The organism is Anoxynatronum sibiricum (assembly GCF_039414295.1).
GTDB lineage: Bacteria > Bacillota > Clostridia > Peptostreptococcales > Tindalliaceae > Anoxynatronum > Anoxynatronum sibiricum.
Genome location: NZ_JBCITM010000002.1, coordinates 292,087 through 307,010, shown reverse-complemented (window position 1 = coordinate 307,010; position 14,924 = coordinate 292,087). Strand labels below are relative to the sequence as shown.

Sequence of the window (14,924 nt, the reverse complement as noted above, 5' to 3'; positions counted from 1 at the left end):
ACCCAAAAAAAATACCGAAAAAAGAAAATGAGAAGCTTTTGGATACGCATGATTTTGACTTTGATCGTGCTGGTGTTGATGTGTGGAACTGGTTATTATTTTGTTTTTAGATCGCCGCTGTTCAGAGTGAAAGCGATTCAGATTGAAGGAGTAAGCCGGCTTGAGCAGGATGTGGTGGCGGCATTGTCTGAAATAAAACTGGGGGATCAGTTTTATGGCTCAAGTCTGAAACAAGCGGCAGAAAAAGTTGAAAGTCATCCGTATATTCGTGATGCTATCCTCACCAGGAAAGGTTTCAGCACCATAAATATAGTTGTTCGAGAACGGGAAGAATATGCTATAATACCATATATGGGTTCTTATATTTATCTTGATCAGGAGCGCGTGGTTCTGAATGTAACTGATGGAATTCTTGACAGTAATCTCTGCCTGGTAACAGGCATTAAGTTCATCAGCTTTCAAACCGGAGATACGGCTCTGGTGCAGAATGAAGAATCTCTTGAGACTGCTTATCAGATTCTGGGTGCTGCACGGGAAGCTGAAATTCTCGAGATGATCTCAGAAATTAATATTGATGAGACTGGACAGGTAAAAGTTGTGACATTTAATGGAATTGAAGCTTTGTTCGGTTATATGGATAATCCGGCGTATTCTGTACTGGCGCTGAAAGAAGCTTTGATTACACTGCATACCAGAAACATGAACAGTGTCATCATTGATATGCGCTACGAAGGTCACATCACCGTGCAGGACAGAGCCCGTCAGGAGGATGAGGATGACAAGCCGTAAAGGTAAAATAGCCATCGCAGTTATCTGTGGTGTGCTTGGATTGATAATTGCCATGCAGATAAAATCGGTCCGCGAAGTGTCAGAAGGCGGGTTTTTGTCAACTCAGAAGGCACAGACGCTGGCTGCTGAACTAAGACAGTTGCGACTGGAGAAAGAGCAGTTGTATGAAGAACTGACTGACTTGGAAAACCGGCTGCGAGAGTATGAGCTTTCGGAAGCAGATGAGAATCTGATGATTAAAAATCTTAAAAATGATCTGGAGCGCTATCAATTGTTAGCGGGATACCTCCCCGGTACTGGTCCGGGTGTTGTCATTAACCTTGAAGATCCACCAAGAGCATTTAACCAATCTGAAAATGAGAGTTTAATTGTGTATAATTATGAAATTTTGCTGGAACTTATCAATACTTTGAATGCGGCAGGAGCAGAAGCAATTTCCATTAATGAACAGCGCTATGTCGCAACGACAGAAATTCACTTTTCATCAAACACACTTCACATCAATGACACGCCGGTATCACCCCCTTTTGAGATTAAGGCTGTTGGAAATCCAGAAACATTGGAAGCAGCACTGAATATGCGGTATGGTATTATCTGGCAGATGCGTCAGTATTATAATCTTCAGGTAACTGTTCGAAAAGAAAACGAATTGCAGGTTCCCCGGTATCAGCGGGTGTTTCAGTTTGAATATGCTGCACCGATGGAACCAGTCCAACAATGAGGCGATAAATGTGAAAAAAAATGCCCAAAAGTGGTTTCTGATTGCAGCTTTTATGCTGGTTGGTTTTTTAATCACACTTCAGTTTAAGAGTGTTGGGTCGGATTACAGCTTTATTACCATTAAAACCATGAGTGATTTGCAAAATGCCGTTAAACGTGAGCAGGATGAGATAAATCAAATTATTTCGCTCATTGAAGCTCAGGAGGAGAAGCTGCGAAATTATGAAGCGGCTATTGCATCAGATGGAAGTATTCAGGAAATATTGGTTCAAGACATAGAAAACATGAAAATACACAGTGGATTTTATGATTTGGAAGGACCCGGCGTTATGGTGCTTTTGAGTGACAGTGACCGAGACCTTTACGAAGGTGAGGATCCTAACAATGTCATCGTACATGATGCTGATGTGCTGAGAATCATCAACGATCTAAAAATTGCAGGGGCAGAAGCACTGTCTATCAATGGACAACGGGTGTTAAGCACATCAGAAATTCAATGTGCCGGAGCGACAATTACCATCAATCAGTTCACGTATGCACAGCCTTTTGTCATTAAAGCCATTGGAAATTACGATTTGCTCAATGCAGCGATTAAAGCACCCAACACATATGCCTGGGAGCTGAAAGAGGTTTTTGGTTTGAGAGTTGAATCTCATGTCAGTGAACGAGTACGTATTCCACGGTATCATGGCCAGCGTCAGCTACAATACGTTTCAGTTAAGGAAGGTGAATGATTTAAATGATTTATGCCTTTGTTGGACTACTTTTGGGAATACTGCTTGGCGTTATCTTACCAGTAACTTATCCTGCTGCATTTACTCTCTATATATCTGTGGCAATTTTAGCCTCCCTCGACTCGGTTTTCGGGGGCTTGAGAGCGAGCCTGGAAAATAAATTCAATACTGAAATTTTTGTGACCGGATTTTTTAGCAACGCAATTCTGGCTGCATTTTTGGCGTATATCGGTGATCGATTGGGAGTTCCCCTCTACTATGCTGCCATTTTTGCCTTTGGGAGCCGCTTGTTCCAAAACTTTGCAATTATCAGGCGTCACCTTATCAATCGGTTACATACCCATTAGTGATTATGATGCTGGTGCTCTCTGAAAAATGGAATGGTTGATGTGTTATCCATAATAAAAAGACAAAGGAATCAGAAGATTTATGTGGAATAAATAACCATGTAAACATGAGATAAACAGGTTTTGTTCAAGATAAATTCGAAGATCGAGGAGGGGACTTCGTGTTAGAATTTGACATGGATATGGAGAATGTAGCACAGATTAAAGTAATTGGTGTTGGTGGCGGAGGTAACAATGCAGTCAACCGAATGATTGAAACCGGTATGAAAGGTGTCGAGTTTATTGCTGTCAACACTGATAAGCAAGCTCTCATGAACTCCCGCGCAGAACAGAAATTGCAGATAGGTGAAAAGTTAACAAAAGGCTTAGGTGCAGGAGCTAACCCTGAAATAGGCAAAAAGGCAGCCGAGGAAAGCAGGGATGACCTGTGCAAGCTGCTTCAGGGTGCTGATATGGTGTTTGTGACTTCTGGCATGGGAGGGGGTACGGGTACCGGAGCAGCGCCTGTTGTTGCCGAAATTGCAAGGGAAATGGGCATTCTCACCGTTGGTGTCGTGACAAAACCCTTCTCTTTTGAAGGAAAAAGAAGATGGCGTCATGCAGACCAGGGAATTAATCAGTTGAGGGATTGTGTTGATACGCTGGTTACTATTCCCAATGACCGTCTTTTGGAAGTTGTTGAGAAAAAAACATCGATAATTGAAGCATTTCGACTGGCCGATGATATACTGCGTCAGGGGGTTCAGGGTATCTCTGATCTGATCGATGATGCCGGTCTTGTAAACTGTGATTTTGCGGATGTAAAAACAATCATGTTTGATCAAGGGTTGGCACATATGGGCATCGGACGGTCAGCAGGAGAGCATCGGGCACAGGAGGCAGCTAAACAAGCCATCAACAGTCCATTACTGGAAACTTCCATTAATGGTGCACGGGGCGTGTTGATTAATATTACCGGCAGTTCAAATCTGAGCCTCTTCGAGGTGCATGAGGCAGCCCAGATGATTCAGGAAGAAGCAGATGAAGATGCCAATATTATTTTTGGAGCGGTGATCAACGAAGAGCTGAAAGACGAGATTCAGATTACGGTAATTGCAACCGGTTTTGATGGTCAACCTCAACGTGTTTCTCAAAAGAAACAAAATGAGACAAAAGCAGCCAAAGTCTCAGAAGAAAAACAGAAGGATCTCCTGGATGAATTAACTGAAGAGCCCGCAAAATCTGATGAGTTGGATATTCCAGTTTTTCTTAGACGTAAAAAATAGTGACGCATTTAACGAAAGAAAAGACGTGAGAGCAGGGGGCAGGTCTTTTCTTTTTGATTCATAGGAGATTAATGAAAGAAAGCGGGTGAAATGGATGAATTGCCCATTTTGTGGCCAGTTTGACTCAAAAGTGATTGATTCCCGTCCAACGGATGAAGGGCAAGCCATTCGAAGAAGAAGAGAATGTAATGCCTGCCAAAAAAGATTCACCACATATGAAAAAGTGGAAGAAATTCCATTGATTGTCATTAAAAAATCAGGCAACCGTGAACCCTTCAATAGAAATAAAATTTTAAATGGTATGATTCGAGCCTGTGAAAAAAGACCTGTTCCATTAAAGGAAATAGAGACACTGGTCAATCAAATTGAAAAGTATTTGCAGAATGAAATGGAAAAAGAAGTGGCGACAGATCAGATTGGCGAGATGGTTATGGATGCCCTTAAAAAGCTGGATGAAGTGGCTTATGTCCGATTTGCATCTGTTTATAGGGAGTTTAAAGATCTGAACACATTCATGGATGAACTGACAAAAATACTGCACGAAAAAAAAAGACCTGCCAATCGATGATTTTTTGAGGCGTTATGGAGTGTGTAAAATTGGAAGATATGCGAACAGTTAATATCATCTCCCGGGTGGTGCCAGGGAGTATTGCTTCTGAGTTGGGCGTACAGGCTGGCGACTGTTTGATAGCCATTAATGGATGCCTGGTGGAAGATGTGATAGATTATCGATTCTTGACAGCAGATGAAAATATTGAACTGACACTGCAAAGAGCGGATGGCGGTGAATGGGTACTTGAAATTGTCAAAGACTATGATGATGAACTGGGAATTGAGTTTGAAAATCCTGTGATGGCTGAAACCCGCCAATGCCGTAATAAGTGTCTTTTTTGCTTTATTGATCAGATGCCTCCAGGGATGCGCTCAGCACTATATGTGAAAGATGATGATTCCAGACTTTCTTTTCTGCAAGGTAACTACATTACTCTTACAAATATGAAACCAGATGAAATCGACAAAATGATACGTTATAGGATCAGTCCGCTAAATATATCTGTTCATACATCAAACCCAGAGCTAAGGGTTCAAATGCTCAACAATCGATTTGCCGGCAATCTGATGACAACTCTCAAGCGGTTTCATGAACATCACATACGCATGAATCTTCAAATCGTCTTATGTCCCGGATTTAATGACGGTTCTGAGTTGGATCGAACCTTAACAGATATGGAACCACTTGCAGAAAGTATCATTAGCATTGCAGTGGTTCCGGTAGGTATTACCAAATATCAGAAAAATGCAGCGCTGCAGTCTGTTACAGGTTCAAAAGCGAGGCAGGTGCTGAAGCAAATACATGAATGGCAGAATCGTTGGGAGAACAAGTTGGGCAGAAAGCTGGTATATCCTGCGGATGAATTTTATCTTAAAGCAGAAGAACCATGGCCGGATGCCTCAGCATATGAGGCTTTTTATCAGCTTGAAAATGGTGTCGGAATGCTGGCTTCTTTTGAGTTGGATGCAATAGCTTTTTTGCAGAAAATGCCATTAATTCGCAAAAGACACTCTTTTCATATGACCATTGCTACTGGAGAAGCTGCAGCACCTTTTATGATGTTGCTGGCTGAAAGGCTGATGCTAAAGGTTGAAGGTCTTATAGTAAAAGTGATACCTGTAGCGAATACATTTTTCGGTCCGTCAATCACCGTTAGTGGATTGGTGACAGGACAAGACTTGGTTACACGCCTAAAAGGTGAGTTTTTGGGCGATTTCGTGATGATTCCAGAAAATATGCTAAAACATGGAGAAATGGTTTTTTTAGATGATCTGACTGTTTCTGATGTTTCTCAACAGCTTGGCATCAAAGTGATTCCATGCCAGGTGGATGGAAGTCAGTGGATAAAAACAATGTTGCGACATTCGGCAAGGAATACAAAGAGCAGGAGTGAATAATAAGATGTCAAAATCAATTGTGGCCGTCATTGGAAGGCCAAATGTAGGGAAATCAACTTTTTTTAACCGGTTGGCAGGACGCCGCATTTCCATTGTTGAAGACACTCCAGGAGTAACCCGTGACAGGATATATGCTGAGGTGGAATGGTTGAACCATACGTTTTCATTGATTGATACAGGTGGCCTTGAACCTTCTTCAAGTGAGATCATTCCTTCACAAATGCGAAAACAGGCACAATTGGCCATGGAAATGGCCCATGTCATACTTTTTATGGTGGATGGTAGAGCAGGTATTACTGCTCAGGACCAGGAAATTGCTGATTTGTTACGCAAAAACAATCGCCCTGTGATTTTAGTTGTTAATAAAGTGGATTCACACCAGCATTCTGAGTATTATTATGATTTTTATGAACTGGGTCTGGGGGATCCTATTGAAATCTCGGCTGAAATGGCTTACGGTTTAGGGGACCTGCTGGATTTGGTAATTAGTCATTTTCCTGAATCAACGCACAGCCATGAAGATCAAGATCAAATTAAAGTATCTGTGATTGGAAAGCCAAATGTAGGCAAATCTTCCCTTATTAATAAATTTCTTGGTGAAGAACGCGTTATTGTCAGTGATATCGCAGGGACGACCCGAGATGCCATTGACACACCATTTTCCATGGATGGGCAGGAATATCTGCTGATAGATACAGCGGGCCTGCGTAAGAAAAGCCGCATTAATGATGATGTTGAACATTACAGTGTCCTTCGAGCGATTGCTGCTATTGAACGCTCTGACGTATGTGTGTTGATGATTGATGGCCGTGAAGGCGTGACGGAGCAAGATAAGAAGGTGGCAGGCCTCAGCCATGAAAACGGCAAAGCGATGGTCATACTTGTCAACAAATGGGATTTGGTGGAAAAAGATAATAAAACAGTGAATCAGATGACGAAAGACATCAGGCGCGAACTCGGATTTTGTCAATATGCACCGATTCTATTCGTATCTGTCTTGACGGGGCAGCGGATAGATCGCATCATCCCAGCAATTCAACATGTTTCCAATCAACATGCCATGCGCATACAAACAGGCGTTTTAAACGAAGTGATAGCAGAATCAACCCTTATGAAACAACCGCCTTCAGATAAAGGCAAACGCCTGAAAATATTCTATGGCACACAGGTTTCTGTGAAGCCGCCAACGTTTATTCTCTTCATTAACGACAAGGAACTCATGCATTTTTCTTATCAGAGATATCTCGAAAATCGGATTAGGGAAAACTTCGGATTTGAAGGCACGCCCGTGCGCTTTATGTTACGAGAAAAATCGGGAGGAACCGGGGCATGAAAATTGCAGTTTTATTGATGGCAGCTTATTTTCTCGGGAATTTTTCGCCAGCTTTTTTTCTGGGAAAATTAACCGCTAATATTGATATTCGTGAACATGGCAGTGGAAACGCCGGCACTACCAATGTGATGCGCGTTCTGGGTCTGAAGCTGGCCATATTGGTTCTTTTCTGTGATCTCCTGAAGGGTGTTGTGGCTGTTTGGATGGGTCGCTATTTTTCAGGTGAAACCATGGCAGGGGTATGTGGTCTGTTGGCGGTAGTGGGACACAATTGGCCAGTGCTTCTGCGATTTAAAGGCGGCAAAGGAGTGGCAACAACGATGGGAGTGGGTTTTATGATCCATCCACAGCTGGCTTGGATTTGTCTGGCGGTGGCTATTATTATCATTATTATTACTCGCTACGTCTCGTTAGCCTCTATGACAGGTGTGTTATTATGGACAGTGCTTCTTTGGAAAACCAACGGTGAATCTGCACATATTTGGTTGGGGATTGCTTTATCACTTCTTGTTCTTTATCGTCATCGGAGTAACATCAAACGTATTGTTGATGGAACTGAAAACCGGTTTGATCTCAAAAAAAAGTTGAACAGGAGTTAATGAAATGGAACCAAAAACCATTACAGTTTTGGGAGCGGGCAGTTGGGGAACTGCCCTTGGAACAGTGTTGCACTCCAATGGACATCGTACACGTTTGTGGATGCGCAGTGAGCAACAAGCACAAGAAATGAAAGAGCAGCGAACGAACCAGCGGTATCTTCCAGATGTTCAGCTGGCCCGGGAATTAGAGATTATAACTGACCCGGAACGAGCTCTTTGGAAAACTGATGCTGTTGTGTTGGCAATCCCAACTCAGCAGGTTCGTGCGGCACTGCAAACGGTGAAACCGTATCTATCACCGACCATGTTGATCATTAATGTGGCGAAAGGAATTGAAAAAAAAAGCTACTGCCGCATCTCGCAAATTGTAAAGCAAGAAGTGAGAGGAGCCACTTTTGCGGTGCTTTCAGGGCCATCACATGCAGAAGAAGTAGCCAGGTGCATGCCCACAACGCTTGTGGCGGCAGCTCGCAGCAAACAAATTGCCGAATACACCCAGGATTTATTCATGAATCCATATTTGCGTGTTTACACCAATCCGGATGTGGTTGGGGTTGAACTGGCGGGAGCATTGAAAAACGTCATTGCTTTTGGGGCTGGCATAGCCGATGGGATCGGCTATGGTGATAACTCGAGAGCAGCTCTGATTACAAGAGGGATAGCAGAAATTGCGCGACTTGGGAAGCAGATGGGTGCCTCGCTGAACACTTTTGCCGGCTTGGCTGGTATCGGTGATTTGATTGTAACTTGTACCAGTATGCATAGCCGTAATCGGAGAGCGGGTATTCTAATTGGACAAGGGAAAAGTCTTGAAGAAACATTGGCGGCCATAGGCATGGTTGTGGAAGGTGTTTTTACAGCTGATGCAGCCTACGAGTTGGCCCTTCATCATCATGTGGAAATGCCAATTACCACAGCGATTCATAATTTGCTGCATAGCCATCAACCGGTAGAGCAGGTGGTGCGTGAGCTCATGACACGTCAACGCAAGCATGAAATGGAAGAAGTGGCAGCAGGGCATATGATAGAGTGGTTAGAGAAATAATGTGGAAGTGTGTCAGATAATTCGGTTATCACCGGAAGATGAAAATAATACTTGCATGTTCCAATGGTTTCCTTTATAATATCCTTGTGTCCAAAAACACCTTTTTTCAACTGGCTGTGGCGCAGTTTGGTAGCGCGCTAGAATGGGGTTCTAGAGGTCGCAGGTTCAATTCCTGTCAGCCAGACCAGTCAGGCCTGTATTCTTCAGAATACAGGCTTTTTGTTGCAATGATCATGTCCAGGGGACACAAAGCAACAGAATAACGTTTTTCGTAAAAAAACCTTTTCGAAGAGCACGGTTTCTGATAAAATGAAATGAAATCAACGAAATAGCATGTAGAATTCAGGGGGTGCGATGTGGAGAGAAGAAGGTTAGGAGCAGGGTGGGTAGTAACGTTTGCTGGCTTAGGGGTTAATTTGATGCTGGGTGTTCTGTACGCCTGGGGGGTCATTTCTGCTGCGTTGATCGATCAATTGGGATGGAGCGCTACAATGACGCAAATCCCCTACATGGTTGCTTGTGCTGTGTTTGCATTATCAATGGTACCTGGGGGCAGGCTTCAGGACAGGCTTGGACCACGGCCAATCATTATGGGAGCAGCAGTTTTGGCAGGTATTGGATTCCTAATGTCCGGTCTCTATCTGACGATCATTGGACTGACGCTTTTCTTTGGGGTTGTTTTTGGAATGGGTATGGGGATGGGATATGCTGCCCCAACGCCAGCGGCTGTAAAATGGTTCAGCCCTCAAAAAAGAGGTTTGATATCAGGGATCGTGGTGAGTGGATTTGGCCTGGCGCCACTTTATATTGCACCGGTCACTAATTATTTATTAACCAACTACGGCTTACAACGCACGTTTTTTATTTTAGGTGGAGCCTTTTTCACTTTGATCATGGCTTTAGCCCAGTTTATCAAAAATCCGCCCGCAGGATATGTACCTGCAGGCGTTGACCCTGAAGCTGCTTCAAGAAAGCAGCTATTGACGCATCAGGCGCCTGAAAAAGTGGACTATGAATGGGATGAGGTTCTAAAAACCAAGCAATTTTACCAACTTTGGATTATGTTTTGTTTCGGAACATTTGCAGGACTTCTAATCATTGGGCAGCTTTCTAAAATTGGCCTTGAACAGGCTGGAATGGCAAATGCCTACATGCTTGTTGGGATATATGCCATCTTCAATTGTGCAGGTCGTGTTGGGTGCGGTGTGATTTCTGATAAATTTGGCCGCATGCGCACTTTGTTTGCAATGTTTGTGCTTCAGGTAGCTGTTTATGTGTTCTTTCCCAGCTTAAACAGTCCATTGCTTCTGATTGCAGGGGTTTCAGTCGTGGGATTCACATTTGGAGGCATGTTGACTCTTTTCCCGGCAACAACAGTAGATTATTTCGGAGTGAAAAACTTTGGTATTAACTATGGCATGGTTATTACTGCTTGGGGAATTGGCGGCGTATTTGGACCACTATTGGGAGGTATTGTCAGAGACTTGACTGGTACCTATGCACTGAGTTATGTAGTATCAGGAGTTTTAAGCGCTGCTGGTGCAGTGATGACCCTTTTTACCAAGGCGCCGGCTGTTCAGGGTGTTGTTCAGGTCGTCTCATCTTTGTCATCGGATCCTGAACCAAAAGCTGACTAATAGATGGAATATAATAATCTACCATGATCCGCTCATCAGGAGCTTCTGGCATTTGCCAGAAGCTCCATGTACTTTCTGTGGTTCATCACATTCAATTTAGATCAGCCTGGATGCTTTCATACCAGATAAACTTGACGAAGGATATACATCAGGAGAAAATGAGCAAAAATAAAGAATGAGCAATCCTGAGACAAGTCCAGATGAATATGAGGAAGTGAAGAGATGGAGAAGCTTAGGCAGACGGGCAGGAGAAGTAGGTGCGTGATATGGCTGTTAATATTTTTGATGGCCACTACAGCTCCATGGTATTATTTGCTTCGAAGTGTCCTGGTCATGTGGCCTTACAGTTTACATCATCAGAAAATGAGTTTGATCAATAAAAACGAGTATTATTTGGATATTCCCACTAACCAATCCCAAAAGGATGATCAATGGCATCCACTAATGTTGGTTTACCATGATGAAACTGGATTTGACAGATGGAAGGGAGAACCATGGGCACTGACAGTTTTATATCGCTTTGGGGGCTTTTCACCATGGCAACGCAACGCATCGTATTTTGACCATACATCTCCGCGATTCTCAAGTTTTTATGGTGCTTATTTGGTTCAGCATAAACAAACTCCTGAGCTTGGTTTTGGATTTGACAAAGATGGCAATTTTGATCCTGATCAATGGATAAGTGTTACCGAATATGATCAACGATTTCTTGTGATGCCATCGATGGGACTGAATCCGGAAAATGTGACATTTGATATCGAAATTGAAAAGATTGAAAGTGATGTAACGTATGTTGGCAGGAAAGGGTGGACGCAAATTGATGCATCGATTTTTACCAACAGCCCACAACATGTTTATCAAAAACACCAGAGGGGATATCTGCAATATGGAAATCCTCTGCCTCCACAAGAAGGGCATGCCGATTTTGAGATAATAAAGCTTTATGGGCGATTCTATGCAATTTTTGAAAAAGAATATGAACTTAGCCTGGGGCTTTATCTATTGGCACCTGATCGGGAAATATTGGAGCAAATTGACCGGGAAGAATTGTCACGTATGATTCTTCCGGAGTGGTAACTGAAAGATCAATCTGGCAGGAATTAACAGGTTGAGCGAACGACAAACCCTTTCAGAGAAGCATCGACGGTGGCTGTTTCGGCTAAGACATGGGCAACTGATGCCGTTGGCGGTCCATGATGACACCAGGCTGCTATTGCGTCAACGGCTGAAGATTCGCCCTGAAAGAAAGCCTCAACAGAACCGTTCAACCGATTGCGTACCCAACCGCTGATTTCCAGAGATAAAGCTTTGTTTTTCGCATGAAACCGAAAGGCAACTCCCTGGACATCACCAGTAATAATCACGTGGATTGCTTTCATTAAAGCACCTTCTTTTTAGGGAATTTATTAGGTGAGTCTAATCAGATGATCCACCCACTAATGCATCAATACCCAACAAATAAATAATTATCCGGTGAGTGTATTTTTTCTTCACAATACCATATTTATGGGGTACAGCATCATCAAACCAGACGGATCAGATAAAGGGTCAATCCTATGAAATATGTTCAATTACTGTAAAGAGTACTGGATTGGTGCGGATAAAATACCAACACAGCGGTTTTGTTCCAGGAGAGTTATGTGGTAAAATAAAGACGTTGCATTAGTCTGAAGATAAGCAGGTGGAGGACCATGAAACTGTCTTGGAACTGGAAACTTACAGGCGGCCTGGTTATTGCCTTGCCTGTATGTGTCATTATTCTATTATATCTGTTTTATAAAATGAGCCCCTTGATCAGTCAACTCAAAATTGATGTTGTTTTGGCGGAGTACGGCATATTGGAAGAAGTGGTTTCAGCTGAAGGAGTAGCCCTGCGGCAGGAATCGGTGTATCCGGTGACGGCCGATCATGGGTTGCGATGGGTGATTACTGAAGGACAGAAGGTGGCACGTCAGCAGAAACTTGCCGAGATTTTAATTTCCGATCAGGATCATGCCCTGTTATTGCAAAATCAGCTGATTGATATGAGACTAAAGAACTTGCAGTCTGGAGGAGATTTGTCTGCATATTCTCAGGAAGCAGAACGAGAGATTGATCAGCAGATGAATTTTTTGATGTCTGATATACGTCTTAACCTGAAGAATGGGCAGTATGAACTGGCATTTCAAAATCAACAAATGCTGGAAGAGTTGGCAGATCAACATCAATTAATTGCAGTACATCGTCAGTTGCCTGAAATGACGCTGGAAGAGCTGGAAGTGGAAAAGGAAAAAATCGAGCAGCGATTGAAGCATACCAGTCACGAAATCAGAGCGGAGAGCCCGGGTATTTTTGCCATCGGCGATGACGGGTGGGGTGAGAAACTGAGGCTTTCGTCAGATGACGAAGAAGCTTCAACGCTGGCTGATAGTTTTTTGCATTTGATCAAAGAACCTGGTCTTGAGGATACCGGGTATTACAGGATTATTCACGACCAGCGGTGGCAGCTGCTGCTGGCGGTCAATGAGGAACTGGCAAAGCAGTATGAATCTGGAATCAGACTGCTGATACGTGACCCGATAACTCGGAAAGAAGTCAGAGGAACTCTGCGGGAAGTTCTAACAAGCGCCAGTCAGCTGGAGGTCATACTGGTCATAGACATGCAGGATGGGATTGGCACATGGTATCAAAGCAGAGTATTGCCTTTAGAGTTGATTCATCAGCGACATGAGGGACTGAAACTACCGATATCAGCTATAATGAGTGATCACAGCGGAAAAAGTGTTTATCGGATAGACGTCAACGGCTATGCGGTTAAAACCCCTGTCAAAGAACTGGGGCGGGATGATCGGACCGTGGTGGTGGGTGAAGGAGCGGTGACGGTTACTGCCTCGGATTCTGAAGGGCATGAAGTTAGAATGACTACTATCCGTCAGTATGATGAGATCATTGCTAATCCGACGAGTGTGGTGGAGGGTCAAAAGGTGAGATAGTCTTATATGGAGAATGATAAGGTGACAAAGTAGCGGTATTCCAGATGATGAGATGGAGTGAATGATGATGAGCATAGGTGAAAACTTACGAATAATTCAAGAACGCATACGGGAATCATTGATTAAATCGGTTTCACCAGAGAGGCAAATCGATGTTATTGCTGTGACGAAAAAAGTTGCCGTGGATCAGATTCAGGAGGCAGTCAACCTGGGTGTCAGAAACGTGGGAGAAAACAAGGTTCAGGAAATGCTGGGAAAATTTGATCAGATCGATGGCTTGGTGAATTGGCATATGATTGGACATTTACAGCGAAATAAAGTAAAATATATAGTTGATAAAGTTTCATTAATTCATTCTGTCGACTCACTTCCGCTGATGGAGGAAATTAGCGTACGGGCACTGAAAAGCGGGCGGCAGATTGACTGTCTAATTCAGGTCAATGTTTCAGGAGAAGTCAGTAAGTTTGGAATCGAGCCGACTGAACTGGAAGACTTGATCAAAAAGTCACAAGAGTTATCCGGAATAAGGGCGATAGGCCTGATGACCATGGCTCCCTATGACGATAACCCGGAAAAGGCAAGACCATATTTTAAGAAACTGAACGAACTCTTTCAGCTAACGAAAGAAAAGAGGCTCAGCTCCGTTGAAATGAAAGTGCTTTCCATGGGAATGTCCAATGATTTTGATGTAGCCGTTCAGGAAGGGGCCACAATGGTCCGCATCGGCAGTGCTCTTTTTGGCAGTCGCAATTATGCATAGGGAGGAATGTTCATGGCTGAAAAATTTGTTGATAAAGTGAAACACTTTATGGGATTGGATGTTTTTGAGGATGAAGAGGAAGAGTTATACCCAGAGCCCCTTTATGATCAACCCATGTTTGACCAGGATGATAGAGGCAATCAGTCGGGTTCCCGAAAAAACAAGGTGGTTAACATTCACACAACGACACAGATGAAGGTCGTGATTTTTGAACCGAATGCCTATGATGAGGTTCAGAACATTGTAGATAATCTTAAAAATCGCAAACCTGTGATTGTCAACCTTGAAACGTTGGAGGCTGATGTTGCCAGAAAGATTTTCGAGTTTTTGAACGGCGCCATTTATGCGTTAGACGGCAGTATTCAAAAAGTATCTTCCGACATTTTCATATTGGCCCCCAACAATGTTGAAATTGCCGGCAACATAAAAGAAGAATTGCGAAACAAAGGTGTGTTTCCCTGGCAGAATCGATAAAGGAGTGTGAAGATGCTTGTTTGAAACAACAAATGTGGCAATGGCAGTTCATTATTTTGCACGCCTTCTTAACTTTTTTATTTTGGTTCGTGTCATTTTTTCCTGGCTCCGCATAAACCCATACAGCATGTTGGGTCAACTCATTTACGGCATCACAGAGCCAATTCTCGGCCCAATCAGAACGATGATTCATCAAGTGTTTCGATATCAGGGAATGATTGACTTTTCTCCAATCGTAGGCATCATTTTCATTAATGCGATTGCAAACTTTGCAATCAGTCTATTGCGGTAATCATCTA

Annotated in this window: 17 protein-coding genes and 1 tRNA gene; 17 read left to right on the top strand and 1 reads right to left on the bottom strand. The window is 43.2% G+C overall.

Translation table 11 applies throughout. The features are described 5' to 3' along the window. The first annotated feature begins 27 nt into the window (after positions 1-27). The 13 genes from AAIG11_RS03485 to AAIG11_RS03425 all read left to right on the top strand — a co-directional run bounded on the left by AAIG11_RS03485 (position 28) and on the right by AAIG11_RS03425 (position 11,496). Positions 28-789: a cell division protein FtsQ/DivIB gene (locus AAIG11_RS03485; RefSeq protein ID WP_343184870.1), complete on the top strand. Its 762-nt coding sequence runs from the start codon at positions 28-30 to the stop codon at positions 787-789. Continuing rightward, positions 776-1,510 (top strand): DUF881 domain-containing protein, encoded by a 735-nt coding sequence (locus AAIG11_RS03480; protein ID WP_343184869.1) that lies wholly within the window; start codon positions 776-778, stop codon positions 1,508-1,510. The genes AAIG11_RS03485 and AAIG11_RS03480 overlap by 14 nt, the downstream gene beginning before the upstream one ends. 10 nt (positions 1,511-1,520) lie before the next feature. Beyond that, positions 1,521-2,243: a DUF881 domain-containing protein gene (locus tag AAIG11_RS03475; protein WP_343184868.1), complete on the top strand. Its 723-nt coding sequence runs from the start codon at positions 1,521-1,523 to the stop codon at positions 2,241-2,243. A 5-nt stretch (positions 2,244-2,248) separates the two neighbouring features. Further along, a complete protein-coding gene (locus AAIG11_RS03470; protein ID WP_283408327.1) occupies positions 2,249-2,590 on the top strand; it encodes a small basic family protein in 342 nt (113 codons plus the stop codon). 161 nt (positions 2,591-2,751) lie between these two features. Continuing rightward, positions 2,752-3,855, top strand: a complete 1,104-nt coding sequence (gene ftsZ, locus AAIG11_RS03465; RefSeq protein WP_343184867.1) for a cell division protein FtsZ — start codon at positions 2,752-2,754, stop codon at positions 3,853-3,855. Between the two features lie 94 nt (positions 3,856-3,949). Continuing rightward, a complete protein-coding gene (gene nrdR, locus AAIG11_RS03460) occupies positions 3,950-4,423 on the top strand; it encodes a transcriptional regulator NrdR (RefSeq protein ID WP_343184866.1) in 474 nt (157 codons plus the stop codon). 14 nt (positions 4,424-4,437) lie between these two features. Continuing rightward, complete coding sequence (locus tag AAIG11_RS03455; protein WP_343184865.1) at positions 4,438-5,805, top strand: DUF512 domain-containing protein; 1,368 nt, start codon at positions 4,438-4,440, stop codon at positions 5,803-5,805. 4 nt (positions 5,806-5,809) lie between these two features. Beyond that, positions 5,810-7,138 (top strand): ribosome biogenesis GTPase Der, encoded by a 1,329-nt coding sequence (der, locus tag AAIG11_RS03450; RefSeq protein WP_343184864.1) that lies wholly within the window; start codon positions 5,810-5,812, stop codon positions 7,136-7,138. Then, positions 7,135-7,737 (top strand): glycerol-3-phosphate 1-O-acyltransferase PlsY, encoded by a 603-nt coding sequence (gene plsY, locus AAIG11_RS03445; RefSeq protein ID WP_343184863.1) that lies wholly within the window; start codon positions 7,135-7,137, stop codon positions 7,735-7,737. Before der ends, plsY begins: the two co-directional genes overlap by 4 nt. 4 nt (positions 7,738-7,741) lie before the next feature. Continuing rightward, entirely contained in the window at positions 7,742-8,782 is a 1,041-nt protein-coding gene (locus AAIG11_RS03440; protein ID WP_343184862.1) for an NAD(P)H-dependent glycerol-3-phosphate dehydrogenase, read from the top strand. Between the two features lie 110 nt (positions 8,783-8,892). Beyond that, positions 8,893-8,969: transfer RNA gene (locus tag AAIG11_RS03435), tRNA-Pro, on the top strand. A gap of 169 nt (positions 8,970-9,138) precedes the next feature. Next, positions 9,139-10,419: an L-lactate MFS transporter gene (locus AAIG11_RS03430; RefSeq protein ID WP_425499402.1), complete on the top strand. Its 1,281-nt coding sequence runs from the start codon at positions 9,139-9,141 to the stop codon at positions 10,417-10,419. Positions 10,420-10,782: 363 nt separating this feature from the next. Next, a complete protein-coding gene (locus tag AAIG11_RS03425; protein WP_343184860.1) occupies positions 10,783-11,496 on the top strand; it encodes a hypothetical protein in 714 nt (237 codons plus the stop codon). A gap of 23 nt (positions 11,497-11,519) precedes the next feature. On the opposite strand, the gene AAIG11_RS03420 is transcribed toward AAIG11_RS03425, so the two are convergent. Then, on the bottom strand, positions 11,520-11,798 hold the full coding sequence (locus tag AAIG11_RS03420; RefSeq protein WP_343184859.1) for an acylphosphatase: 279 nt from the start codon (positions 11,796-11,798) through the stop codon (positions 11,520-11,522). 312 nt (positions 11,799-12,110) lie between these two features. Between AAIG11_RS03420 and AAIG11_RS03415 the strand changes: the two genes are divergently transcribed. The 4 genes from AAIG11_RS03415 (at position 12,111) to AAIG11_RS03400 (ending at position 14,917) form a co-directional block, all read left to right on the top strand. Then, entirely contained in the window at positions 12,111-13,391 is a 1,281-nt protein-coding gene (locus tag AAIG11_RS03415) for a biotin/lipoyl attachment domain-containing protein (RefSeq protein ID WP_343184858.1), read from the top strand. A gap of 61 nt (positions 13,392-13,452) precedes the next feature. Further along, the gene (locus tag AAIG11_RS03410) at positions 13,453-14,151 is read left to right on the top strand and encodes a YggS family pyridoxal phosphate-dependent enzyme (protein ID WP_343184857.1); all 699 of its coding nucleotides are present in this window, start codon (positions 13,453-13,455) and stop codon (positions 14,149-14,151) included. Between the two features lie 12 nt (positions 14,152-14,163). Further along, positions 14,164-14,625, top strand: coding sequence for a cell division protein SepF (locus AAIG11_RS03405; RefSeq protein ID WP_343184856.1), 462 nt, complete (start codon positions 14,164-14,166; stop codon positions 14,623-14,625). A gap of 16 nt (positions 14,626-14,641) precedes the next feature. Further along, a complete protein-coding gene (locus tag AAIG11_RS03400; RefSeq protein ID WP_343184855.1) occupies positions 14,642-14,917 on the top strand; it encodes a YggT family protein in 276 nt (91 codons plus the stop codon). Positions 14,918-14,924: the final 7 nt, after the last annotated feature.